Source organism: Kitasatospora sp. NPDC101155, from assembly GCF_044768305.1.
GTDB lineage: Bacteria > Actinomycetota > Actinomycetes > Streptomycetales > Streptomycetaceae > Kitasatospora.
Window position 1 is genome coordinate 231,153 of sequence record NZ_JBIWPN010000011.1, and the last position, 24,526, is coordinate 255,678.

Below are 24,526 nucleotides of genomic sequence, written 5' to 3' on the forward strand. Positions count from 1 at the left end.
CCGACCGAGGGACCTCACAGAAGACCCCAGCACCCCATCACATCGCGTTATGGAGCTCCGGCAAGGACGGCTGCGACAGGCCCTCGGCCGTGGTGCGGAGCCCGTACGAGCTCCACACCACGGCCGCACGACAGCCCTTACCCGAGGCGAGGGGGCCGGCGATGAGCAGCGCCGTACCTCAGAGGTCGATCCGCCACAGGCCCCGGCCGTGGGTGGCCGCGATCACCGCGTCGCCTGAGGGATCGACGGCGAGGTCGGTGACGACGGAGCTGGGCAGGCCCCGGCCCAGCCGGACCCAGCAGGGCGGGTTGTCGACATCCGTCGCGTAGACGAGGTGATCGGTGGCCAGGATCAACTTGCCCTTGGCAATGACCAGGGCGTCAGCGGGCACGTCAGGCAGGTTGCCGCTGATGTCGCGCCAGGTCATGCCGCCGTCCCCGGATTCGAAGACGTGGCCGACGCCGGCAGCGGGGATCCACTTGCGGGAATACCCGCCGTAGACGGCGTAGACGTGAGCCGGGTCGGCCTTGTCGCTGACCAGGCGGGTGACGTACCGGTTCGGCAGGTTCGGCGCGCTGACGGCGTGCCATGTCCCGCCGTAGTTGGTGGCGATGCCGCTCCTGAAGCCGGACCCGTGCTCGTCGGACGGCACGCAGGCGCCGCACCAGCCGACGTAGTCGACGCCGTTGTTCGCCTCAACGGCGGCGGTCGAAGCGCCGGCACCGAGGTCGAAGACGTTCTGCCAGTCGCACGACCCGGCTGTCTGCGAGCAGATGGTGTCGAATCCCTTCGCGGTCTCCCACACGTACCGGCCCGCGGCGCGCTACCACACCGCCTCCTGGTACCGCTGGTTCCTGGACGGAGCGAGCCGGACCACCAACGCCGTGGTGGGCAGGACCTTCCGCTCCTCCTGCGCCTGGGGCTGCGCGAGCGGCTCCAACGGGCAGCTGCTCGGGGTGGACGGCACGGGCACCGCGGGCCGCGCCTGGGGCGCACAGCCGACCGTGACCAGCGGCGCCCGGACAGTGGGTCAGCAGTGGTTCGTGCTGCCCGGCGGCCCCATCTCGGCCGGCGCCGCGGCGATCCAGTGGACCTGCCCGCACAGCGGGCGGCTCCGCCGCCTACGAGGAACTCGGTGACTACTTGGCGGAAGTCGGCCATCCCGAACAGGCGACGCAGTACTACACCGCAGCCCTGGACCTGCTGCTCCACGGTGACGACCCGAACCCCGCCAGGCCCCACGGTCCACGGTGGACTCCGCCGATTCCCCGGATCCGCGCGGCCCGCCACCGGATGCGCGAGCGACTCGACCCCAGTCGGGACGAGAATCGGCCGGACCGTGTCGAAGGCTTCCTCGAAGCCGCCCGAAACACCCGCGCACACCGCGACCCGGTGAGCTTCAGTGCCCATGGGGCTGCTGGACCGCCCCCTGAAGAGCTGATCGCGAGGCTTTCCGCCACAGTCGAGGTCGAAGGCTTCACCGGCCGGGGCACCGTGACCCACCGCACACTCCACCTGTCAGAGCATCGCGACGAGTGGTGGCTGCCACTGTCCGCGCTCGGACCGTACGCCGTCCTGCTCCGAGTCACCACGGCCGCTCCCCGCAGGTTCCGCCCACTCCGCGTCGAGCCGGTCGAGCCGCCGGCCACCGACACCGAGCGGGCGATTCTGGACACCGTCGAGGAGGCCGGCTACACGCTGGTCCCGGCTGCGGAGGCCGCGGTGACCGTGACGGTGCCGGACTCGACCGGCGAGCCGGTCAACCGCCCGCTCTACCAGGTGCTGTTCGACACGGTCCCGGGGTCCGACGGCGAACTCCCCTGGCGGTAGCCGCGCTTGGGCGGAGGACGGAAGGCCGGCTTCGTCCTCATCCATTCCTCAGCATCCTGGGGCGAAGCTGTTCGGCAACGAGCAGCCGGTACCCGTCGGACAGCTTGACGAGTCGAGCCCCCCACTCCACCCGCAGCCCCTTCTCCGTACCGCCGTCCACCGGGACGGCCCACGCGGCTGCTCATCGCACCGTTCGCTGAACAGCCATGAGGATCCACATGCGTACGTACCATCCGCTCCGGCGGACCGTTCTGGTGGGAACCGCACTCCTCGCCCTCACCGGAGCCCTCACCGAAGCCATCGCCGCAACCGGCCCCGACGACGGCCACCAGGAGCACCGGCGGCCCGGCCACCACGTCGGGCGATCGCTAGGCGCACGCCTGCGTGGAGCACCTGACCGGCCCGGCCCCGGTCCGGCGGCCGACCGGACCGCCAAGGGCGCCTCGACGCGTGAGGCCACACAGTCGGCCGGGGTGCAACGCCACTTGATGGGGGGCGTCCCTCGCACCGGACAGAGGAGAACAACGTGAACGCACGCCCCATCAACACCCCGGCCCGGAAGCCGAGCCGACGCTCAGCAGCCCCCGTCGTCGCGACCGCCGTCCTGGCCGTGTGCGCGGTGGAGTCCTGGCGCCTCTTCCATCGCGACCTGATCTGCTGGGGCAGAGGACCGGGCGAGGTCCTCGCGGAACTGGGTACGCTGCTCCTCGCCGGCCTCGGGCTGCTCGGAGTGTCGATGTCCTGGCTGGCGGCCTGGTGGAGCGACTCACGAGCGGCCATGGTGACCTCCTGGGCCCTCGTCCTCCTGACAGCCCTGTGCGGACCGGGCATGGTGCTCCTCGCAGCCCCGACCTGCGGCTGATCACATCCGCACACCGGAGAGCGATACCAGCCGGGAAGACTGAGGAACGGGGACACGCCGTCGGCCGTCTCCTGGCCGGCCGGTTCGAACTCCTGGAGCAGCTCGGCGCGGGCGGTATGGGAACCGTGTGGCGGGCCCGTGATCTGACCCTTGAGCGCCAGGTGGCGCTGAAGGAGATGCGCTCCGTCGGCTCCGCCGAGCCGGATCGCGTCGACCGGACGCGGGAGCGGGTGCTGCGCGAGGCACGGGCGCTGGCCCGGGTCAACCACCCCAACGCCGTCACCGTGTACGAGGTCCTGGACGACCGGCCGTACCCGTGGCTGGTGATGGAGCTGGTCGACGGGCCGTCCCTGTCGGCGGTGCTCGGCCACGGGCCACTCGACCCCGCACAGGCCGCCCGCATCGGCCTGGACGTCCTCGCAGCCCTGCGGGCGGCGCACGCCTCGGGCATCCTGCACCGCGACGTCAAGCCCGGCAACGTGCTCATCCGCCCGGACGGCACCGCCGTCCTCACCGACTTCGGCATCGCCGCGCTCCAGGGTGCGCAGACGCTCACCGCCACCGGGGACCTGGTCGGCTCCCCCGAATACGTCGCGCCGGAGCGGATCCGCGGCGGCGCGGTCGGACCCGCCTCGGACCTGTGGTCGCTCGGCATGCTGCTCTACGTCTGCGTCGAGGGCGCCAACCCGCTGCGGCGCGACTCCGTGTGGGAGACCCTGATGGCGGCCTGCGACCAGCCGCTTCCCACACCACCGCACGCCGGTCCGCTCGCGCCCGTGATCGACGCCCTGCTGGCCAAGGACCCCGAGCAGCGCCCCCGCGCGGCCGAACTCACCCCACTGCTCGCCACCGCCGCCACGGACCGGGCAACCGCCGAGGCGGCCGCCGACCCGGCAACCCCGACGGTCCGCCTCGACCGGCGCCACATCGGCGCCCCCACCCTCCTCGCGCCCAACCCCCTGGTCGCGGACCCCGCACCCGTGGCCGAGGCCGGTTCGCGCCGCCCCACCACCCGACGGCGCCGACGGCTGCCCGTCCTGCTCGCCGCCGTCGTGGGTGCGGCCGTCCTCGGTGCCGCCGCCACCGCCGCGTTCACGCTGCCAGGCCTTCACGGCGGCTCGTCCGTTACCGGCTCGGCACAACCCCCGGCCCCGTCCGACTCGCCGGCCCCGGTGCCGGGTACCTGGATCGCCCAGCTGGCCGAGATCCCCCACTCGGCCGGCACCGACGAAAGGGACCGGCAGCTCGAGGCCATCGAGCAGCAGGTCCCCCGTGCCGTCCTCGAGGACAGCGACGCCTTCGCCTCCCTCCCACCGGGGCACTGGATCGTCCGCGCTCCCGAGACCTTCGAGGACGGCTACGCGGCGCTCGACTTCTGCGCCCGGTACGGGAGCGACGGATGCTCGGGCCGCTACCTCAGCCAGGACCCGGCCGACCGCAGCTACGTCTGCCAAGGCTCCCCCGCACCGGACCCGGCCACCTGCCGCCGCCCCGGCGACCCCGTCCACGCCCCCACCGCCGACGATTCCTCCGCAGCAAGCTCGCCCACCGCCGCCCAATAGCCGTCCGCCACGGGCGGGCGCGGCCCCTGGCCTGCCGAAGCGCGACCGTCCTCACCAGAACCTCAGGTACCTTCGGCCAGACTTCCGCGGCACGCAGATGAGCAAGGCAGGACGGAGGGGCGCTCCACGGCCTGATGGCCGCCCACGCGGACGCCCTGACCGCCGCCGGGGCCGGCACCGTCGTACTCGCCGACACCGTCGGCTGCCAACTGCCGACCAAGACGGCCGAGATGTTCGCCACGGTCGCGGCCACGGTCGGCGACGACGCGGTACTGGCCTGATGCTCGGCACCGGCATACGCTGCGGCGAGGTCCTCGCCTGAATGACCTCGCGGTCGGCCAGGAGGTTGCCCGGCCCCCGGGAGGGTGCACGCGGTGTCACCCGTACGGGGCGGGGCGTGCGGGAGCACCGCGTGGGTGTGCCGGCTCGCGGGACAGCGATCATCGGGCCCGCTGGAGAGTACGAGAGCCGCGTCAACACCCGACGCCGGTCCCGCCGGGTGTTCAAGATCATCCCGTGGCGGGTTCCGGACGACCGGCTCCCAGCGGCGGGCCCCGAGTCCGGATCGGACGCCGCGCGAGGGCCCGTCGCCGGTTCTATGCCCGGGACGGTTGCGCCCACGCGCGGCGTCCGGCTATGGCAGGCGGGCTCAGACGAGCTTCCATTCCTGGTAGGGCAGGTCGTTGGAGCAGCCCTGCTGGCCCACGTAGATCCCGTCGGCAAGGATCCCCTGCGGGACCGTCAGGCACTTGCCGCTGTGGCGGGCGACCAGGCTGAAGTAGCCGTCGGGCCGCTGGACGAGCTTCCATTGCTGCTGGGTTGTCTGGTAGCTGGTGTCGCAGGGCTGCTGGACGACCGACGCCCCGTCGGCGGTGGACCCGCCCTGGACCTCCAGGCACATGCCGCTGTGCTGGGCGCGGACGGTGTAGTAGTTGTCCGCGAGGTATCCGCCCCCGAGGTCGCTGTTGTAGGCGGCGACGAAGTTCCACGTCTGGTTGTCGGGCGCGTCGTAGCAGTGCCACTGCTGGACGGGCTGCCCGGCGGCCTGGCTCGCGCCCGGGACGTCCAGGCACTTGCCGCTGTGGTTGGCCATCAGCTTCGCCCTGAACAACGGGGCGACGCTCGCCGCCGCCGGCGTGGAGCCGACGGCCAGCATCGTCGCGCTGACCGCCAGGGCGCACAGGCCGGCGGCGCGGACTCGTCGGGTTACCTTCACGGTGATCTCCCTTGATCGAGGTCGCCCGTCCGAACTGGGCGACACATCTCATGTGCATGCGAAGAAGGCTGTCGAGGTGCTGACCGACGTGGCGGAACAGAGGCTCCATGTCTCCCTCCCGCCACGGATCCACGGCACGCGCCCCCAGGAGAGGCGTCCGACCTCAGGATGTGTGATCGTCCCTACACGCACGAGAGCGTGGACCGCGGCTCGCGAAGTGCACCGGGTTGCGACGCGCCCAGCTCACGCCCAGCCCCCGCGCGGCCCGCGCAAAGACAGGGGCATAGGCCGGTGGCATGCTCCCGCACACCCCACCCGGCCCGGATTCGGGCAACAGCGAGCGATGAGACAGGAAAAGGCGCACCCGTCCCAGAGATCGCCCGGAAGCCGGAGATCAAGCAGGCACGTGCGCCAAACGGCAACCGGTCATCGACATCCCACCGATGATCGACCTCGACGACGTCGCAGCCGCCTACGGCGACGACTACCTCCAGGAAGTCACCCGCCACGTCCAGCCGCTGTGAGTGCCGAGCGCATTCCACGAGGCGAGATCAGGCGGCACGACCGTGGTGGGCCCTCGGCCCCAGAGGTTCTGCAACCCGGCTCGCCCCCGAGGTACCGCTCAGCCGGCTCTGGCACGCGGTACCCGCCTACCCGACCATCAATAAGGCCTGGCTGCCCCTGCTGGAGACCTGTCGCGGCTGAGACCCGGTTTCCTCGGCGGGCACGGGCGCAACAGCCGACGGTGTTCGCATTCTCCTTCGGGCCGCGACGAGTGATCGCCGCGGTGCGGCAGCGTCCCGGGGCATCAGCGCGGCGCAGTACTATAACCCTTCGGGCACGCCCGCCCCAGTGACCGGACTGGATGGAGGAACGTGGAGCTCGTCGGCCGGCAAAGGCAGATGGACCTCCTGGCCCGCCTTTTGTCCGAGTCGCGGAGCCGGGGCAGTGCCGTGCTGGTGCGTGGCCCGGCCGGAATCGGGAAGACAGCCTTGCTCGCCGAAGCCGCCGCCCTTGCCGAAGCCTCGGGGTACCGGGTGTTACGCACCAGCGGCGTCGAGGCCGAGAGCGACATCCCCTACGCCGGCCTGCAGATGCTCCTGCGCCCACTGGCCGCAGGGACGCCGGAGCTCACGGCGCCGCACCGACAGGCGTTGGACGCCGCCCAGGGGCACGCCGAGGCCGACATCCCGGACGTCTTCCTGGTCGGCCTGGCGGCCCTCAACCTGATCGCGGACGCCGCGGCGGTCGCCCCGGTGCTGGTGCTCGCTGACGACGTGCAGTGGCTCGACGACGCCACCGTCAGCATCCTGGCGTTCATGGCACGCCGGGTCGTCACCGAGGCGGTGGTCATGGTGGGAGCCGCGCGCGACGGCTACCGATCACGCCTGAACCCCGACGAGATGACCACCGTGCTGCTTGAGCCGCTGTCCGATGACGAGGCGACGGCGCTGCTCGCGGACCGGGCCCCGCACCTGCGGCCGACCGCCCACCGGCGGCTGCTGTCCGCCGCGGCCGGAAATCCGCTGGCGTTGACCGAACTGTCGCGCACGGTGGGCGCATCCGGCAATCCGGACGTCGCTGAGATCCCGCTCACCGAGCGACTGGAGCGGGCCTTCACCGATCGTCTCAGGACGCTGCCGGAGGCCACCCGCAGCCTGCTCCAGGTCGCCGCCCTGGATGACGCCTCCTCACTTCCGGAGCTCTACAGCGCGACCCGGGTGTTCACGGAGTCGGCCGTCGGGGCGGCGGAACTGGAGCCGGCCGTCCGGGCTCGCCTGGTCGAAGTCGTCGCGACCGAGCTCCGCTTCGGGCACCCGCTGATGCGGTCGGCGATCCAACAGGCGATGGCGGCCGACGTCCGGCGCGCCGCGCACGCCGCGCTCGCCTCGGTGCTCGACGGCCAACCGGACCGGCAGGTGCGACACCGTGCCGCCGCGACCGGGAACCCCGACGAGTCCGTCGCCGCCACCCTGCAGGACGCGGCGCGGCGGGCCGCCCGCCGCGGCGGAATTGCCGCGGCCGTCACCGCCCTGGAACAGGCCGCCGCGCTCAGCGAGGACGCCGGCCGGCGTGCCGAACGCCTGCTGCTGGCAGCCGATTTCGCTGCGGAACTCGGCCGGCCGGAAACCGTGACCAGGCTGCTGGACCGGGCTCTGACCGGGCGGTTGTCCAGGCAGCAGCACGCCAGGGTGGTGTGGCTCCGCGGCAGCTGCGACGAAGGGCTCCACAGCCACTCCTCCGGTGCCATCTCGCTCACGGCCCTCGCGGAGGAGATGGCCGCCGAAGACCCGGCACTCGCGCTGCGGATCCTGTGGAGCGCGGCCCAGCTCTGCTTCTGGTCCGACCCGGGCCCCGAGGCCCGGCGCAAGGTCCTGGCAGCCGTCGAACGCATGGTGGCGGACGAACTCGATCCGTGGCGGCTGGCCATCTGCGCCTACGCCGCGCCGATCGAACGCGGCGCGTACGTCCTGGACCGGGCCCGGGACGTCGTGCTGCGGGAGGGCGACGACGGGCGCGCCTACCGGATGCTGAGCACGGCGGCCCTGCTCGCCGGCGGTTTCGGTCTGGCCCGGGCCTTCTCGGCGGCCGGCGGCGCGGGGCTGCGCGCCCAGGGGCGCCTGGGGCTGCTGGCCCGCACGGTCGGCGCGGACGCGTGGAGCGCCCTGGTCGCCGGGGACCTCGGCGCCGCGATCGCGGCGACCGAGGAGTCCCGACGGCTGGCGCGCGAGACCAACCAGACCATGATGTACGCCCTGATGACCGCCACGGCCGCCAAGCTCGCGGCGCTGCGCGGCGAGCAGGACGACGCCCTGTTGCTCGCCGAGGCGGCCGAGGAGATCGGCCTGCCGGTCGGGGCGCGTCCGGTGCTGGCGACCGCGGCGATGGCACGCGGCCTGTCCGCGCTGGGCCAGGGCCGCTTCGAGGAGGCGTACGGCCACTTCCGGCGGCTGCACGATCCGGCGGACCCGGCGTTCCAGGTCGCACTGCGGCTGACCACCCTCGGCGACCTGGTCGACGCCGCGACACATTGCGGACGCACCAAGGCGGTGCTGCCGGTCGTGGCGGAGCTCGAGGCGGTCGCCGAACTGACGCCGGCGCCGGCCCTGCACGCCGATCTGCGCCTGGTCCGGGCCCTGGTGGCGGCCGACGGCGACGCCGAGCCGCACTTCGAAGCCGCGCTGGGCGCCGATCTCAGCGCCCTGCCGCTGGTCCGGGCCCGTACGCACCTGGCCTTCGGCGAGTGGCTGCGGCGGCGCCGCCGCAGCGTCGAGTCCAGGGAGCACCTACGCACCGCCCGCGACATGTTCGACGCGCTCGGTGCGACTCCCTGGGGGGAGAAGGCCCGCCGGGAGCTGCGGGCGGCCGGTGAGACCAGCCGCGCCCGGGCTCCGGACGTCCGCGACCAGCTGACCCCGCACGAGCTGCAGATCGTCCGGTTGGCCGCCGACGGCCTGACCAACCGTGAGATCGGCGAGCGGCTCTACCTGTCGCACCGGACGGTCAGCTCGCACCTGCACCGGATCTTCCCCAAGCTCGGCGTCGTCTCGCGCACCGAACTGCGCACGGTGACGTTGAGTTGATCCGCAGTCATGTGACGCTCGATCGCCCAACCCTCGCGCACCTAGCGTTTCCCTCGGTCAGGGTTTCGAGGACAGGGGGGTTTCCATGGTGTGGCGCGGGCCTCGTTCCGGGGCGGTCCGGCCGCTGGTCGGTCGCTCCGCCGAATGCGAAGCGATCGGACAGCTGCTCGACGCGGTGCGGGAGGGACTCGGCGGCGTCCTGGTGCTCGTGGGCGAGGCCGGGATCGGCAAGACGCGGCTGCTGGACCGCGCGGCGGTCCTGGCCGCCGGTGTGGAGCTGACGAGGCTGGTCGGTGTCGAGGCCGAACAGCCCCTGGGCTACGGCGCGCTGCACCGGCTGCTGCGGCCGCACCTGCACCGCGTCGACCAGCTTCCCGCCAGGCAGCGGGACGCGCTGAACGCGGCGTTCGGCCTGGCGGACGCCGCGCCGCCGGACCGGCACCTGGTGGGTCTCGCGGCCTTGACCGTGCTGTCCGACGTGGCATCGGAACTGCCGCTGCTCTGCCTGGTGGACGACGTCCACTGGCTCGACCGGGAGTCGGCCGAGACGCTGGCCTTCGTCGCCCGGCGCCTGCACGCCGACTCGCTGGGCCTGATCTTCGCGGCCAGGGACGACCTCGGCGGCCGCGGGCTGTTCGACGCCATGCCGCACCTGCGGGTCGACGGGCTGCCCGCCTCCGACGCCAGGGAACTGCTCTCCCTCGCCGTTCCCGGCCACCTGGACACGGCGGTCGCGGACCGGATCGTGGCCGGCACCGGGGGCAATCCGCTGGCGCTCATCGAACTGGGCGCGAACCTGGGCGCCGAACAGCTGGCCGGAGTCGCGCCGATGCCCGAGCCGCTGCCGGTGGGCAGGCTGCTGGAGGAGCACTTCCGGCAATCGGTTGCCGCACTGCCCTCGGACACCCGGACACTGCTCCTACTCATGGCCGCGGCGCCGACCGACGACATGGCGGTGGTGTGGCATGCGGCGGGCGTGCTGGGCCTGCCGGCCGGCGCCACCGTCGCGGCTGTCGACGCGGGGATCCTGAACCACGGGGCCGGCGGCGGGTTCCGGCATCCGCTGATCCGGTCGTCGGTCTACGCGGCGGCTTCCGGGGACGACCGGCGGCGGGTCCATGCCGCGCTCGCTGCGGCCAGCGATCCGGCTCGCGTTCCCGACCGGCGCGCCTGGCACCGGGCCGAGGCGGTCCTCGGCACCGACGACTCGGCGGCCGCGGACCTGGACGCCGCCTCGGACTGGGCCCGGGCCAGGGGCGGTTACTCCGCCCAGGCGCTGTTCCTGTCCAAGGCCGCCGAACTCACCACCGACCCGGCCCAGCGCGCCGAGCGCTACCTCGCGGCAGCCCAGGCCCACTTGGCCTCCGGCGACCACGCCGCGGTGCAACCCCTGCTCGACCTCGCCGCACCCGCCCTCGACCGTCCCGCCGCCCGGGCCCGCGCGCTGCGGATCCGGGCCTCGGTCGAGCTGTTCAACACCCGCATCGACCGGGTCCCGGCCATGATGCTCGACGCCGTGGACGAACTCGCCGACGCGGACCCCCGGACGACCCGGGAGCTGCTCTACGAGGCCGTGCACGCCGCCGTCATCGCCGGGGATCCCGTCTACCGCACCACCTCGGCGGCCGTGTCCGAGGCCGTGAGAGCCGCCGCGCCCGAGCCGGACACCCCGTCCTGGAGCCCCAGCGAGCTGGTCGAAGGCCTGGCCCTGCGGTCGGCCGGCAGCTACCGAAGCAGCGTGACGACCATCCGGGCGGCCCTGGCCCGGCTCCGCTCGGCGGCCGAACTCCGCAACATGGCCAGTCCGTTCAGCGTCCTGGTGAGCATCGCCGCGACCGAGGTGTGGGACATCGACGCGTACGCGGAGATCGTCAGCCGGCTGGCGGCCGTGGATCGCGGCCACGGAGCGCTCTACAGCCTCAGCCTGTCCCTGTCGGACCTGGCGTACACCGAGATCTGGAACGGGCGGCTGGCCGCGGCCGAGGCGCTCTACGCGGAGGCCGACGACTACGCCACCGCGATCGGGCTGGCGACGCACGGGGACCTCCGCAAGGCCCTGCTGTACGCGTGGATGGGCCGGGAGGGCGAGGCGCGCACCGCCGTGGCGATGATGGAGGCCGTCTCCGATACCTACGGACTGGGCTTGCTGCGCCAACTGGCGCTCCACGCGCTCTGCGTCCTCGAGCTCGGCAGAGGGTGCTACGACGAGGCGCTGCGCCATGCGCTGACCGTCTACCACGAGGACGCACCGTCACAAGGCAACCTGGTGCTGCCGATGCTCGTCGAGGCCGCCGTCCGAACCGGCGACCGGCGCACAGCGGCCCTCGCGCTGGAGCGGCTCGAGGCGCGTGCGCCGCTCGCCGGAACGCCGTGGGCGCTGGGGCTGCTGGCCCGGTGCCGGGCGCTGGTGGCGGAGGGCGCCGAGGCCGAGCAGTGGTACGCGGAGTCGATCGATCTGCTGGGGCGCGTTCCGCTGGCCGCGGAACACGCCCGGTCACGACTGCTGTTCGGCGAATGGCTCCGGCGGCGCAAGCGCCGGTCCGAGGCCAGGACACATCTGCGGGCCGCGCACGAGCTGTTCGAGGCCGGGGGTGCGGCGCTGTTCGCCAAGCGGGCCCGGACCGAGCTGCTCGCGACCGGGGAGACGGCGCGCAGACGTGTCCCGGGGACCAGGCTCGATCTCACTCCCCAGGAACGACAGGTGGCGCTGCTGGCCACCTCGGGACTGACCAACGCCGAGATCGCCTCCCGGCTCTTCATCACGACCTCGACGGTCGAGTTCCACCTGAACAAGGTGTTCCGCAAGCTCGGCATCACCTCGCGGCGGAAGATCGCCGCCGCACTCGAACCGACCGGACTCGCCGACGGCCCCTCGACCTCCGGTTAGCGCCGCGGCGGGATCGTCGGGTCAGCCCCAGACCTCGGCGGACCGCCTACGGCTGAGCCGGTCGGCGGCGGCCGAGCAGACGGCGAGCAGCCCCGCGACGGTCCACAGCGGGGCTGCCACGTCGGTGTGCCGCAACAGCAGTCCGCCGCCGAATGCACCCGCGGCCATCGCCAGGATCGAGGCGACGCGCAGTCCGCGGATGCGGGAGGTGGTCCGGTCGGCGAACAGGCCGGCGGTGGTCAGGGTCAGCACCGTCGTGGTCAGGTCGGGGACGGCCAGGCGCCGCACGACGGCGTTCTGCATCCCCATCGCCACCGCGAGCAGGGCGACGAGGGCCAGCTGGACCGCTCGCCGCCCCGGGTCGGCGAGCGCCGCCAGCACGGCGGCCCCGATGACGACGGCGCACTGCACTGCGGTCGAGAGCGCCAGCAGTCGCCCGCGGTGCGCGGTGCTGCCGCCGACGTGGCGTCCGCCGAGGTACGCCCCGGCGCCGAAGGCTCCCACGGCCAGCAGCGTCGCGCTCCACGACACTCCCCCGACGCCGCTGAGCGCGAAGCCGGAGAAGACGATGTTGCCGGTCATGTTCGCGACGAAGACGTGGCCGAGCACCAGGTAGCTGACGGCGTCGACCAGTCCGGTCGCCACCGTCAGGGCCAGGAGCAGCGCGGGCAGGGGCCCGTGGTTCCGGGTGTCGGGCATGGATCGTTCTCCTTCCGCGTCGAGGGCGGCGGGACCGCGCGTCGCCGTCCGGCCCCGCCACCCGGTGGTCGCCGGATCAGGCGGTGGCCCGCGCGGCCGCGCCGGACAGGGTGGGCTCGAAGGTGGGGAAGCTCTTGATCACGATCGCCCTTTCCGACGTCGGGGGTTCAGGGCCGGCCGAGGAAGTCGAGCAGCATGACGGTCAGTTCCTCGGGGTGTTCCTCGTAGATCCAGTGGCCGGAGTCCGGGATGGTCACGCCGGTGACGTCGGAGGCGTACGCCTTGACCTGGTCGCCCTCGGCGCTTCCGAGGCTGCCCGACGCGCCGATGGCGAGCACCGGCATCGGGAGCGGGGTCCGCCGGAACTGCGCGTCGTCGCGGATGTCCTGCGGGAACACCCTGAACCAGGCCAGGCTCGCCGCCAGGTGGGCGGGGTCGCGCAGGTAGTGGGCGAACACCCGGATGTCGTCCTGGCTCACCGCTCCCGGGACACCCTCGAACCCGCCGATGAAGCCCGCGGTCCAGGTGACCTCACGGCCCCGGATCATGTTCTCCGGCAGGCCGTCGGTCAGGTTGAAGAACCCGAAGTTCCAGACCCCGGGGCCCCGCTGGGTCAGCGAGGGGATCTGGTAGATGCCCAGGTCCGGGATCGGCGCCTCGCTGAGGACCAGCTTCTTGACGGTGGCGGGGTACTGAGCGGCGTAGGAGTAGGCGACCATCGTGCCGATGTCGTGGCCGACGATCCGCACGTCGTCGTCCTTGCCGAGCGACACCAGCAGCGCGTGCAGCTCGGCGGCCATCGTCCTCTTGTCGTAGCCCGAGGGCGGGGCGTCGCTCTGCCCGGCGCCGGGCAGGTCCGGGGCGATGACCGTGTAGTGCGCGGCCAGGGCGGGCATGATGCCGTGCCACTCGTACCAGGTCTGCGGGTAGCCGTGGAGCAGCACCAGCGTCGGCCCGTGGCCGCCGACCACGTAGTGCAGGCCGATGCCGGCCGCCCGGGTCCGGTGCTCGCTGAACCCTGCGGGTATCCGCTCACCGGCGGACGAGGTCGACGAGGTGGAGGAGGCGGAGGTGGGGGCCGCGGCGGCGCCGATCGCCGTCGTGCCCACGGCGACGGCCACGGCCAGGGCCGCGCCGAGCAGTCGGCGGTTGCTGCGGGTTCCGGGCAGGGGGAATCTCACTCAGTGCTCCAGGGCCGGTGATGGGTGACGGAGGATCGGCGGCCCCTGACGGGGTCCCGGGTTCGGCGGACGTCGGTCGTGCCGCCGTCGGCGAGGTGGTCAGGCCTGCCCACCCTGACGCCGCAGCCAGGCCAGCGCCGCGTCGGCGACCTCGCGCCAGCCGCTGTCGATGGTCAGCGAATGCCCGCGGTCGGGGAAGGCCATGAACTCGGTGACCGCCTCGGAGTGCCGGTACTGCTTGAGCGTGGCGCGGGTGACCGACTCCGGGACGGTGTGGTCCTTGCCTCCGGACACCAGCAGCAGCGGGCCACGTCCGGAGTTGGCGGTGTCGACCTTGGCCGGCGAGTGAGGGTTGAAGTTCGACTCAGCGGCCTCGAACAGGGGCTTGCCCGGTGCCGGGATGGTCCACTGCTCGAACAGCCTGGCGGACTCCTCCTCGCTCAGCGCGTTGCCGAACGCGAAGCGGAACTGCTCGGCGGTCAGGGACACCGCTCGGTGCTTGTTCGCCGGGTTCTTGAACACCGGCAGCGTCGACCGCAGCGCGGACAGCGGAAGCGGTAGGACGCCCTTGATCTGGGCCGCGTCGATCGCTACGGCCGCCGCCGCCAGGTTCTGGCCGAGGAGCTTCTGGGCGATCATTCCGCCGAAGGAGTGGCCGATGAGGATCGGCGGCGTTCCCAGGCCGCCGATGATCGTCGCGTAGTGCTCGACGACGTCGTCGATGCCGTGGTCGGCGATGCTCTCCGGGTTCTGCCGGGCCTCCTCCACGGTGTCCGGGTCGCCGGGCCAGCCCGGCGCTGACGGGGCGTAGCCCTCGTCGCGGAAGAGGTCGATCCACGGCTGCCAGGAGGCACTGTGCAGCCACAGGCCGTGGATGAAGAGGACGGGGATCGGGCTGGTCATGGCCGCGTGCCCTTTCTCGGGAACGGAATCGGCTGGCACTGGTTCGGGCCTGACGATGCGTCAGACAGGCCTCAGGGTCGGGTGCTGAACGGGCCGAGGATCCCGGCGTCGATCCGGAGGGACTCGACCATGGCCGCGGCGTTCTCGAGCGTGAACACGTCGGCTGCGGCGAGGACGCCGGTGTACTTGGCGACCACCGGCGCGGCGGCCTGCGCCGCCACCGCGTCGAGGTAGGTCTTGAAGATCGCCCACGAGTTGCCCTGCGGGCCGTACTTCGCGAAGTACGGCGTGGGGTCCAGGTTCATCGAGGCCCGGGTGGAGGCTTCGAGGTCGGCCGCGTAGGCCCGCTGGAGGTCGCCGTCCGCGCGCACGCCCAGCCGGCCGAGGTGGCCGCCGACCAGGGTCCGCCACGGGTAGCCCATGGCGATGTCCTGCGCCCGCAGCCAGGCCGGAATGTCCTGGGAGACCGCGAGGTTCTTGAACGGCACCCAGCCCGGATACATGACATCGACGACCATGAGGGTCCTGTGTTCCGGCGCGTGGATGAAGATGTTGTCCGGGCTGTGGTTGGGGCCGTGGTAGGCCAGCTCCAGGCGCTCGCCGCCGACCTCCAGCGTGTAGCGGTCCTCGAAGGTGACGGTCGGCGCGGGACGGTTCGGGTCGCCGTCGCGCAGCAGCAGGCGACGGCATTCGGCGTGGCCGATCCGCACGACGTCCTTGCCGAGGATCGACGAGGCGCCCGCGTGGTCGGCGTGCGAGTGCGAGTAGACGAGGTGCGTGACCTGTGACGGACGGCCGTTGACCCGCGTCACGTCGGCGATCGCCCGCAGCAGGTTGTGCCCGATGGTCGGCGGGGCGTCGACCAGGACGACGCCTTCCCGGGTGCTGAGGAACATCGCCTGGTAGTACCCGTCGGTGACCCAGTGGAGGTTCCCGTCGATCCGGCCGACGTAGTAGCCCGCGTCGTTGGTCTTCGGCCCCTTCGCGGTGGGTGGCACCGGTGCGAAGTCGGGGAGGCCGGGGGTGGCGGTCGGGGAGGCTGCTGCTGTGCCGCCCAGGGCGGTGCCGGCAACGGCGACCGCGGGCAGCACGGCCGCCGTGCGTAGCAGGGCCCGGCGGTTCGCCGGGGCGTTCATCGACTGGCTCATGGAGTGGCCTTTCGGGATCGGTGGTGCGGTGCGGGGGGATTCAGGTGCTCGTGGCGGAAGAGCCCGCGGGGCGGCGCGCGGTGCAGCAGGACCCGGGCGAGCAGGCCGGTGACGGCGCGCAGGATCAACAGCCCGGCGTTCATGACGCTCTCCTCGCTCTCCTCACTCGAAGCAGGGGTCGGACATGCGGACGATGGCGTCCGCCTCGAGAGCGGCCCCGCGCTGGCTGTGCCAGCGCCGCCGTTCCTCAGCCTCGGCGGCGGCCTGGCCCAGCAGCTCGGCCTGGCGCGCTCCGTCGCCGGCCCGGCGCGGGCCGGCCTGGTAGCCGCCGAAGTGGGCGAGCGGGCTCCAGACGGGTTCGACCGGCGGCGCGGGCGCCGCGAGGCCCTCGAACTCGCCGACCGCGTGCACGATCCGGCCGCCGACCACGGTGAGGGCGGCTTCGATGAGCGGGATGTCCTGCTCGGCGACGGTGAAGTAGTCGTCGGTGAGGATCGCGAGATCCGCGAGGAAGCCCGGGCTCAGCCGGCCCTTCACGTCCTGCTCGCCGGTGAGGCGGGCCCCGGCGGCGGTGTACATCTCCAGGGCGGTCTCCCGGCTGACGCAGTGTGCTGCCGAGCGGGTGCGCAGGCCACCGACGGTGCGCCCGGAGACGAGCCAGTGCAGCGCCACCCAGGGGTTGTAGGTGGAGACCCGGGTCGCGTCGGTTCCGGCCGCGACACTCAGCCCGCGCTCGAGCATCGCGCCGAGCGGCGGGGCGGCCGCCGCCACGGCGGCGCCGTACCGGCGCGCGAACGTCTCGCGCTGGTACGCCAGCCGGTGCTGCACCCCCAGCGACCCGCCGAGCGCCGCGATGCGGTCCAGGCTCTCCGGCGAGACGGTCTCGGCGTGGTCGAAAAGCCACCGTCCCGGTCCCGGGAAGAGCCCCTCGGCGGCGAGCTTCTCGAAGACTGCCAGATCGCGGCGGATGGTCTCGTCGTAGGTGGCGTGCAGCCGGAATCCCCAGCCGTTCTCCAGCAGGACCCGCACCGCCTGTTCCAACTTGGCTTCGTACGGACCGAGTTCAGGACGCGGCTGGGCGAAATTCTCGAAGTCGGTGGCGGCCCAGATGAGGTTCTCGCCCGCGCCGTTGAACCTGAGCCACTCGTCCCCGTCGCCGGGCTTGACCATGGTGGCCCAGCGCCGCAGGTCCTCGACCTCCTGCCCGAGCGTCTGCGGGAACAGGTGGTACGCGACTCGCACCGTGAGCTCCCCCGCGGCGGCCAGCTCCGTGACAACCGTGTAGCCCGACGGGAAGTCCTGGAAACCGCCGGCGCCGTCCACCAGCGAGGTAAGGCCGAACCGGTTGAGCTCGCGCAGGAAGTGGGCGGTGGAAGCCTTCTGCAGAGCGGGATCGAGCACCGGGGCCTTGGCGATCGTCGAGTAGAGCAGCCCGGCGGCCGGGGCAGCGATCAGCATCCCGGTCGGCTCACCGTCGTGGCCGCGGACGATCTGCCCGCCCGCCGGGTCGGGGCTGTCGCGGGTGATGCCCGCCGCGCGCAGGGCGGCGCGGTTCAGCACCGCGGACTGGTACAGGTGCGTGATGATCACCGGCGTGTCCGGCGCCGCCGCGTTCAACTCGGCGGGCGAGGGCAGGCGGTGCTCGGCGACCGTCTCGACGCTCCAGCCACCGGCGACGCGGACCCACTGGCCCGTCGGTGTCCGGGCGGCCTGTTCCCGCAGCATCCTGAGTCCCACCGCGAGCGACGGCACGCCGTCCCACCGCAACTCCAGGACGAAGTGCAGGCCGCCGCGGACGACGTGGCAGTGCGAGTCGTTCAGCCCAGGGACGACCCTGCGGTACTGCGCGTCCACGACCCGAGTGTTCGGCCCGATGTGCGGCGCGACGTCCCAGTCGTCACCGACCACGCCGATTCGCCCGCCCCGCACGGTCAGCGCCGAGGCCGCCGGGCGGCGCGGGTCGCCGGTGTGGATCCGCGCGTTGCGGACGACCAGGTCGGCGCGGTCGTCCCCCTGGCTGGACCGCAGGCCCGCCACGGGCATCGATGTCATCGGAGCTCCTCGCGTCGGTGGGTGCCACCCACAGGACAGCACCGGGCCCGGTCCGCTCGAACCGTGGAAAGACCCCAGTCCTGACGCGCCGCGACCGCCTGGCACGGCTGGGGATCGACCCCGGTGCGAAGCCGGGGCGGGCCGTGGCGAGGCACCCCTGACCGCACCTACCGGGCAGCAGCGGATGACACACGCGTTGGCTCTCCCGCCATCGCACGTAGCCACCGCGCCCCACCTCGTCATGGAGGCCGCACAAAGACGCAACTCCCAAGTGCCGTCTGCCGACCATCGGTGATGCCACTGGTGCACCGTCTTCCAGGGCCCGTAGTGCTCCGGCAGATCAGGCCACTGCACACCCGCCTGAATCCGATAGAGCGTGGCGGGATCACCTGTCGGTGATCCCGCCACCGACCGCAGCGTCCGTTGCCCACCGGCAGGAGTGGCCGAAGCCGCTTCCACTGCGCGTCCGTCGGACCACCCCACCCCTTGTCCGGTAAACGCCCCATACGTAGAGCCACCTGGTGCCGACGGCGCCGGAGGCGGGCAGGCGGGCAGGCGGGGCACAAAACGGTTCAGGCGTCGACCCCGAGGCGCTCCAGGAGGCCGAACTCCACGCGGACGCGGTCGATGTCGGCCGTGAGGAATTCGGCTGCCGTGCGGACCCGGTCGGCGTCGGCACCGGTCTCGGCGGCCCACTGCAGGACGCGGGCTGCGGCGAAGGTGTAGGCGATCGCCCGGCCGGCCAGGACCAGGTGCTCCTGCCTGAGTTCGCGGTCGAGGAACCGGAGGTCGAGGCCGTGCGCTGAGACGGCGGGCGCGGTCGGCGCCCATGCGGCCAGGAAGGCGCTGAGTGAGCGGCCGTCCGCGCTGTCCAAGCAGTGCTGGGCGAGCTGCTGGCTGAGGAGGTCGTTGGTGCCGTCGAAGATGGTGAAGACCCGGGAGTCCAGGAACGCCTGGGCGGCGATGTTGGTCGGCGAGCCGCACCGATAGCCCTCACCGCCGGCGAGCTGCTGGTAGTGGTTGGCGGAGCTGACCATCAGCTCCGTGGCGACGGTCTTGACGGCCTGGATGGACGGGAATTCGGGGGTGAGGTCGGACTTGAGGTCCAGCCGGGTCTGGACGTAGTGGTTGAGCGCCGCGCAGACTGTGTGGGCGCTGTCGATGGCTTCGAGCCGGTAGCGGACGAACCCGATCGCCGACAGCGGCGAGCGCCCGACGCGACGGGCGTCGGCGTAGGCGCGTGCCTCGCGGGCGACGCGGCGCAGGAAGCCGCACGCCAGCGCTCCGATCATCGCCCGCCCCGACAGGTAGATGTCCACCATCGAGCTCAGATCCCTCGTCCCGGCGTTGATGCGCCGGTGCGCGGGGACGAACGCGTCGATGTCGTTGACCCCGTAGTCGATCACCTTCAGGCCCAGCGCCTCGTAGCGCCGCGAGGTGTGGAACCCGTCGCCGCGCTCGACGACGAACCACCCGTACTCGCGACTCTCGCCGCAGTCCCGCTTGGCGACGACCACCCACCAGGATGCAGTGGCGCTCAGCGCCTGCCAGTGCTTCTGGCCGCAGATGCGGTAGCCGCCCTCGACCTCCTCGAAGGTGGTGGCCAGGCCCGACATGGCCGAGCCGCAGCCGGGCTCGGTGGAGGCGAAGCCCGCCGTCGGCGCCAGCGGGCCGGCGAACAGGGGCAGGACCTCGCGCTTGGCCTCCTCCTCGGCCCACAGCACGACGGGCCGCAGCGCCAGCCCGGTGACGATCGCCGTGTAGACGGCGACAGCTAGGTTCTGCTCGGCCAGGACCTCGACGACCCGGCACATCTCGGTGTGGCTGTCACGGCCCCCGTACTCGGCCGGCAGCACCGGCAGCAGCACGCCCGCCCCTGTCAGGACGGCCCAGTCGTCGGTGTGCAGCTCCCGCTGCGGGTAGGTCGTCGCGTCGAAACGCGAGGCGGCCGCCTCGACGCCCGCAATGAATTCCTCGGTCGACAGGGGCGCGACGGCGTCCGCAAGATCAGTCATGTCTCCACCCGTTCCAGAAAGTCCGACTCGCATGCTCGGAGCCATTCTGCGCAACCGGGGCAACCTGCGGGTCCGGCCCGGAAGCCTCCTACTACGCACCGCCGCCTGGCTACACGAACACAGAGCAGCCGCGCTGCGCAACGCCGTCCCATTACCCACCCGTCGAGGTGCCCACCCCGCTCCAGGTCACCGGTCAGCGGTTCGCCGGGAGGGTGCCCGGGCCGCTTCAACGCGGTCCCGCCCGAACGCCAGGCCGCACGGGGCGTCCGGTGCTACCGGTACGGCAGTCCAGCGGTCCGGACGGCGCCAGGCCGCCTCGTGCGGACATCAACGACCGCCCCGCGCACGGCGGATCCCTGGGCCGGCCCGACCCGACGCCTTGCCCGCCGGCGGACCCCTGGCCACACCCGTGTCCCGACTGCGCGCCGAGCACCTCGCCCGGGCTGGCCGCACGCTCACTGTGGACGCTGAGGACCTCGCCCGCCTGCTGATCGCCCTGCGCGAGGGCGGCCTGGCGCAGAGCTCTCGGCGTAGTTCTTCCCCGGCCTCACCCAGAACAGATTGAGCACCCGGGTCGGGACCGCAGGCCCAGCCCCCGGCCCGTGCTGCGGCCCGCCGCGGCCCCGCAACACGCGCCCTCAGCCTCGCCGTCTCCCCGACCGGCGTCGACATCGACTTCGCCGAGGCCGCCAGAGGCAGCTGGTGCCCCGACGGAACCCGAAGCCCTGATGGTCTGTCATGTCTGAGCCTGTCACCACCACGGCAAACCGGCGAGCGCTATCTGGCGCCTCGCCAGACGCGGGCGAAAGCCGCGCCGCCGACTCCGCCTGCACCAGCCGGAGTCGCTGACGGCGAGCGCCGTCACGCTCCTGCACGGGGGCGTTGCGAACAGCACCTGGCTGGTGGAGCTGGCCGACGGCGGGCAGGTGGCGGTCAAGGGCGGCCACGGCACGCCGCCGGGACTGTTCCGCGCCGAGGCCGAGGGCCTGGCCGCGCTGCGGGACATTGGCGGGCTCCGCACCCCCGAGGTGATCGGAGTCAGTGACACCTCGCTGACCCTGCAGGCCCTCAACCCCCGGCCTCCGGGCGACAACCGGTTCTGGGAGGAGGCCCGCCACACCGTCGCCGGCCTGCACTCGCACACGTCCGCGCGGTTCGGCTGGCACCGGGACGGCTGGCTGGGACGGCTGGTCCAGCGCAACACCTGGGACACCGACGGCCACCGGTTCTTCGCGGAGCACAGGCACCGGCGGCGATCTCCCGGGCGACTTCAGCCATCGCGCCATCCGGGACAAGTCCACTCATTCGGACATGCCATAGCTACGCAGTGACCCTTGATTTCCGGCACTGAAGGCGTATGGTCACTCCTCATCAGGCGTAAACAGACATGAAACGGACTTGATCCCACATGCATGCTCCCGAGCGACAGCAAGAGATCCTGCGCCTCACCCAGCTCCACGGGCGGGTGGACGTGCCCTCGCTCGCCGAGGAGTTCGGTGTCACGCAGGAGACCATCCGACGGGACCTGTCCGCCCTCGACCGGGCCGGGCTCGTGCGCCGGGTGCACGGCGGCGCGCTGCCGGCCGGGGCCCTGCACCTCGAACCGGGCATCGCGGAGCGGGACTCCACAGCCGCCTGCGAGAAGGACCGGATCGCCCGCGCCGCTCTGGCCCTGCTCCCTACCGAGGGCACCGTGCTCCTGGACGCCGGGACCACCGTCTCACGGCTCGCCGCCCTGCTGCCGCTGGACAGCACCCTCGCGATCGTCACCAACGCGCTGCCGATCGCCGCCCGGTTGGCCGACCACCCGGGCCTCGGCCTCCACCTGGTCGGCGGCCGCCTGCGGCACCGGACCCAGGCGGCCGTGGACGCCTGGGCGCTGCGCGACCTCGCCGACGTCCACGCCGATCTCGCGGTCATCGCGACCAACGGTTTCTCCCCCGAGGTCGGGCTCTCCACGCCCGACCTGGCGGAGGCGGCCGTCAAGCGTGCCATGGTGGCCGGTGCCCGTCGGGTGATGCTGGTCGCCGACTCCTCCAAGTACTGCGTCCGGCACTTCGCCCGCTTCGGCGTGCTCGACGACGTCGACATCCTGGTCACCGACACCGGGCTGACCGACCGGCAGGCGGCCGAGATCGAAACCCACGGGCCAGAGGTCCTCCGCGTCTGACCATCGGCACCGGAGATCCGGCCACTCCCGCCGGGCTCGCGACGGGAGTCGCCGGACACTCCCTACCCCGCAGGGGGAACAGGCATGGTGGGGGTGCTCCTCCGGAATGATGTCATCGTTGACTCATGTCATCGATGACAGCGGCTGCGGAGGATGATGGGCTTGCCTTGACCCCACGTCAAGAGCCCTTGCGCTGACCGGATATGCCGAGCTGCTCCGCCCAGGGCGGATTCGGGCCGGTGACCGAGCAGGTCAGGGCCGCCACCTCGGCGGCGAACCGGCACGCCGCGGCGGCCTCGGCGAGGCTCAACCCGGCCAGCCGGCCGCCGAGCCAGCCGAGGTGCGCGAGGCGGTGCAGCAGCCCGGCGGTGAACGAGTCGCCCGCCCCGACGGTGTCCACCACCGCGACCTCGGGTGCCGACACCCGCACCCGCTCGCCGTCCAGCGAGACCAGCGCCCCCGCGCCGCCGAGGGTGATCACCACCAGCCGGGCCCCGGCCGCGTGCCAGCCGTCACAGGCCCGTTCGGGCGAGACGCCCGGCAGCAGCAGCTCCAGGTCGTCCGAGCTGAGCCGCAGGATGTCCGCCAGCTCGCACCACCGACCAAGCCGGGCCCGGTAGACGTCCGGATCCACCAGCTGCGGGCGGACGTTGGGGTCGATCGACACGGTGAGACCGGCCCGCGCCCGTTCGAGGAGCAGCTCGACCAGGGCGCCGCCGGGCTCGCGGACCAGCGCGAGCGAGCCGGTGTGCAGGCAGCTCGCGTCGGCGAGCGGCACGGCGGCCAGCTCGGCCGCGCTCCACTGCCAGTCGGCGGCCCGATCGGCGTGGAACGCGTAGCGCGCCTGGCCGAGGCCGTCCACGGTGGCGATGGCGAGCGCGCTCGGCTCGGCGGCTGTCACCACCGCGCCCAGGTCAACCCCGGCAGAGCCCAGGTGGGCGTGGAACAGAGCGCCGAAGGCGTCGGCGGAGATCCGGCCGAGGAAGCGCGTGGGCGTGCCGAGCCGGGCCAGCGCGACGGCGGTGTTGGCCGGCCCGCCGCCGGGCAGCACGCGCAGGGCCAGCTCACCCGGAAGGGCGCCGGCCGGGTCGGCGAAAGCGTCGGCGACGCACTCGCCGAGGACCGCGACGAATTGCTGGGACACGAAGGACCGCCTCTCATGGATCGGTGACGGAACGTCGCACGGAACGGACCGTCAACTCTGGTTCGAATCACCGGATTTCAACCACGTTACCCAGTTGTTACACCCAGAGGGCTTGCCCGCCGCGCAGGGCCGACTTCATCATCCTCGGCAAGCCAGTGTCAACGTTGACATTGGCCGGCCGCCAGACCTGACCCCGCCTCGGGACCTCCGCACCACGCAGATCAGGGAGCCCACGCATGCCTCGTACCACCACCCTCGCCCGCCTCGCCGCCTGCGCCACTGTCGCAGCACTCGCCCTCACCGCCTGCGGCTCCGGCTCCAAGGGCTCCTCCGGCTCGTCCGGTTCCGGCGCCGGCTCCGCGGGCGGCACCGTCAAGGTCGGCCTGATCACCAAGACCGACACCAACCCGTTCTTCGTCAAGATGAAGCAGGGCGCCGAGAAGTCCGCCAAGGAGAACGGCGCCACCCTGGTCACCGCGGCCGGCAAGTTCGACGGCGACAACGCCGGCCAGATCGCCGCCCTGGAGAACATGGTCGCCACCGGCGTCAAGGGCGTCCTGATCACCCCCAGCGACTCCAAGGCGATCCTGCCCGCGATCAAGAAGGCCCGGGACAAGGGCGTCCTGGTGATCGCCCTGGACAGCCCGACCGACCCGCAGGACGGCACCGACGCCCTGTTCGCCACCGACAACAAGCAGGCCGGCGTGCTGATCGGCCAGTACGCCAAGGCCGCCATGGCGGGCAAGACCGCGAAGATCGCCACCCTGGACCTCGCCCCCGGCGTCGCCGTCGGCCAGCTGCGCCACGACGGCTTCCTGCAGGGCTTCGGCGTCTCCGCCGGAGACCCGTCGATCGCCTGTTCCCAGGACACCGGCGGCGACCAGGCCAAGGCCCAGACCGCGATGGAGAACTGCCTGCAGAAGGCGCCCGACCTCAACCTCGTCTACACCATCAACGAGCCCGCCGCGCTGGGCGCGTACACCGCGCTCAAGGCCAAGGGCCGCGAGAAGGAGGTGCTCATCGTCTCGGTCGACGGCGGCTGCACCGGCACCCAGGCCGTCAAGGACGGGAAAATCGCTGCCACTTCGCAGCAGTACCCGCTGATCATGGCCGCCAAGGGCGTCAAGGCGGTGGCCGACTACGCCAAGGGCGGCGCCAAGCCCACTGGCTACACCGACACCGGCGTCACCCTGATCACTGACCAGCCGCAGACCGGTGTGGACGCCAAGGACACCGGCTACGGCCTGGAGAACTGCTGGGGCTGACCGGCTTC

20 protein-coding genes and 1 pseudogene are annotated in these 24,526 nt (G+C 72.5%); 10 read left to right on the forward strand and 11 right to left on the reverse strand.

Translation table 11 applies throughout. The features are described from left to right. Positions 1–178: 178 nt before the first annotated feature. Positions 179–805 (reverse strand): hypothetical protein, encoded by a 627-nt coding sequence (locus tag ACIRYZ_RS19215; protein ID WP_402945655.1) that lies wholly within the window; start codon positions 803–805, stop codon positions 179–181. Between ACIRYZ_RS19215 and ACIRYZ_RS19220 the strand changes: the two genes are divergently transcribed. The 5 genes from ACIRYZ_RS19220 (at position 774) to ACIRYZ_RS19240 (ending at position 4,535) form a co-directional block, all read left to right on the forward strand. Beyond that, positions 774–1,139, forward strand: a complete 366-nt coding sequence (locus tag ACIRYZ_RS19220; RefSeq protein WP_402945657.1) for a hypothetical protein — start codon at positions 774–776, stop codon at positions 1,137–1,139. The genes ACIRYZ_RS19215 and ACIRYZ_RS19220 overlap by 32 nt on opposite strands. Positions 1,140–1,494: 355 nt before the next feature. Beyond that, positions 1,495–1,830 (forward strand): hypothetical protein, encoded by a 336-nt coding sequence (locus ACIRYZ_RS19225; RefSeq protein ID WP_402945658.1) that lies wholly within the window; start codon positions 1,495–1,497, stop codon positions 1,828–1,830. Between the two features lie 526 nt (positions 1,831–2,356). Beyond that, the gene (locus tag ACIRYZ_RS19230) at positions 2,357–2,692 is read left to right on the forward strand and encodes a hypothetical protein (protein WP_402945660.1); all 336 of its coding nucleotides are present in this window, start codon (positions 2,357–2,359) and stop codon (positions 2,690–2,692) included. A 92-nt stretch (positions 2,693–2,784) separates the two neighbouring features. Then, a complete protein-coding gene (locus ACIRYZ_RS19235; RefSeq protein WP_402945740.1) occupies positions 2,785–4,254 on the forward strand; it encodes a serine/threonine-protein kinase in 1,470 nt (489 codons plus the stop codon). Positions 4,255–4,388: 134 nt separating this feature from the next. Continuing rightward, positions 4,389–4,535 carry a hypothetical protein gene (locus tag ACIRYZ_RS19240; RefSeq protein WP_402945662.1) on the forward strand — a complete coding sequence of 49 codons (147 nt, stop codon included), beginning with the start codon at positions 4,389–4,391 and terminating at the stop codon, positions 4,533–4,535. A 368-nt stretch (positions 4,536–4,903) separates the two neighbouring features. On the opposite strand, the gene ACIRYZ_RS19245 is transcribed toward ACIRYZ_RS19240, so the two are convergent. Further along, positions 4,904–5,470 carry an RICIN domain-containing protein gene (locus ACIRYZ_RS19245; protein WP_402945664.1) on the reverse strand — a complete coding sequence of 189 codons (567 nt, stop codon included), beginning with the start codon at positions 5,468–5,470 and terminating at the stop codon, positions 4,904–4,906. A gap of 875 nt (positions 5,471–6,345) precedes the next feature. Between ACIRYZ_RS19245 and ACIRYZ_RS19250 the strand changes: the two genes are divergently transcribed. Both ACIRYZ_RS19250 and ACIRYZ_RS19255 read left to right on the forward strand, forming a co-directional pair. Beyond that, positions 6,346–9,054 carry an ATP-binding protein gene (locus ACIRYZ_RS19250; protein ID WP_402945666.1) on the forward strand — a complete coding sequence of 903 codons (2,709 nt, stop codon included), beginning with the start codon at positions 6,346–6,348 and terminating at the stop codon, positions 9,052–9,054. An 85-nt stretch (positions 9,055–9,139) separates the two neighbouring features. Next, on the forward strand, positions 9,140–11,941 hold the full coding sequence (locus tag ACIRYZ_RS19255; protein WP_402945668.1) for an AAA family ATPase: 2,802 nt from the start codon (positions 9,140–9,142) through the stop codon (positions 11,939–11,941). Between the two features lie 21 nt (positions 11,942–11,962). Here ACIRYZ_RS19255 and ACIRYZ_RS19260 read toward each other — a convergent pair whose 3' ends face one another. From ACIRYZ_RS19260 to ACIRYZ_RS19295, 8 genes and pseudogenes are all read right to left on the reverse strand, one after another. After that, entirely contained in the window at positions 11,963–12,640 is a 678-nt protein-coding gene (locus ACIRYZ_RS19260; RefSeq protein WP_402945669.1) for a YoaK family protein, read from the reverse strand. A 167-nt stretch (positions 12,641–12,807) separates the two neighbouring features. Then, positions 12,808–13,821, reverse strand: a complete 1,014-nt coding sequence (locus tag ACIRYZ_RS19265) for an alpha/beta fold hydrolase (protein WP_402945671.1) — start codon at positions 13,819–13,821, stop codon at positions 12,808–12,810. Positions 13,822–13,920: 99 nt separating this feature from the next. Beyond that, a complete protein-coding gene (locus ACIRYZ_RS19270) occupies positions 13,921–14,724 on the reverse strand; it encodes an alpha/beta hydrolase (protein ID WP_402945673.1) in 804 nt (267 codons plus the stop codon). A gap of 71 nt (positions 14,725–14,795) precedes the next feature. Next, positions 14,796–15,872, reverse strand: coding sequence for an MBL fold metallo-hydrolase (locus tag ACIRYZ_RS19275; protein ID WP_402945675.1), 1,077 nt, complete (start codon positions 15,870–15,872; stop codon positions 14,796–14,798). Beyond that, on the reverse strand, positions 15,869–16,015 hold the full coding sequence (locus ACIRYZ_RS19280) for a hypothetical protein (protein ID WP_402945677.1): 147 nt from the start codon (positions 16,013–16,015) through the stop codon (positions 15,869–15,871). The genes ACIRYZ_RS19275 and ACIRYZ_RS19280 overlap by 4 nt, the downstream gene beginning before the upstream one ends. Positions 16,016–16,034: 19 nt before the next feature. Continuing rightward, positions 16,035–17,924: an amidohydrolase gene (locus ACIRYZ_RS19285; protein WP_402945742.1), complete on the reverse strand. Its 1,890-nt coding sequence runs from the start codon at positions 17,922–17,924 to the stop codon at positions 16,035–16,037. A gap of 276 nt (positions 17,925–18,200) precedes the next feature. Further along, positions 18,201–18,488: pseudogene (locus tag ACIRYZ_RS19290) on the reverse strand (transposase); the annotation flags it as partial. An 8-nt stretch (positions 18,489–18,496) separates the two neighbouring features. Next, entirely contained in the window at positions 18,497–19,939 is a 1,443-nt protein-coding gene (locus tag ACIRYZ_RS19295; RefSeq protein ID WP_402945679.1) for an acyl-CoA dehydrogenase family protein, read from the reverse strand. An 827-nt stretch (positions 19,940–20,766) separates the two neighbouring features. Between ACIRYZ_RS19295 and ACIRYZ_RS19300 the strand changes: the two genes are divergently transcribed. Together ACIRYZ_RS19300 and ACIRYZ_RS19305 are read left to right on the forward strand one after the other, a co-directional pair. After that, positions 20,767–21,270, forward strand: a complete 504-nt coding sequence (locus tag ACIRYZ_RS19300) for a fructosamine kinase family protein (protein ID WP_402945750.1) — start codon at positions 20,767–20,769, stop codon at positions 21,268–21,270. Positions 21,271–21,347: 77 nt separating this feature from the next. After that, entirely contained in the window at positions 21,348–22,109 is a 762-nt protein-coding gene (locus ACIRYZ_RS19305) for a DeoR/GlpR family DNA-binding transcription regulator (protein WP_402945681.1), read from the forward strand. A gap of 178 nt (positions 22,110–22,287) precedes the next feature. On the opposite strand, the gene ACIRYZ_RS19310 is transcribed toward ACIRYZ_RS19305, so the two are convergent. After that, on the reverse strand, positions 22,288–23,253 hold the full coding sequence (locus ACIRYZ_RS19310) for a carbohydrate kinase (RefSeq protein ID WP_402945683.1): 966 nt from the start codon (positions 23,251–23,253) through the stop codon (positions 22,288–22,290). Between the two features lie 236 nt (positions 23,254–23,489). Between ACIRYZ_RS19310 and ACIRYZ_RS19315 the strand changes: the two genes are divergently transcribed. Continuing rightward, a complete protein-coding gene (locus ACIRYZ_RS19315) occupies positions 23,490–24,518 on the forward strand; it encodes a sugar ABC transporter substrate-binding protein (RefSeq protein WP_402945685.1) in 1,029 nt (342 codons plus the stop codon). Positions 24,519–24,526 lie beyond the last annotated feature (8 nt).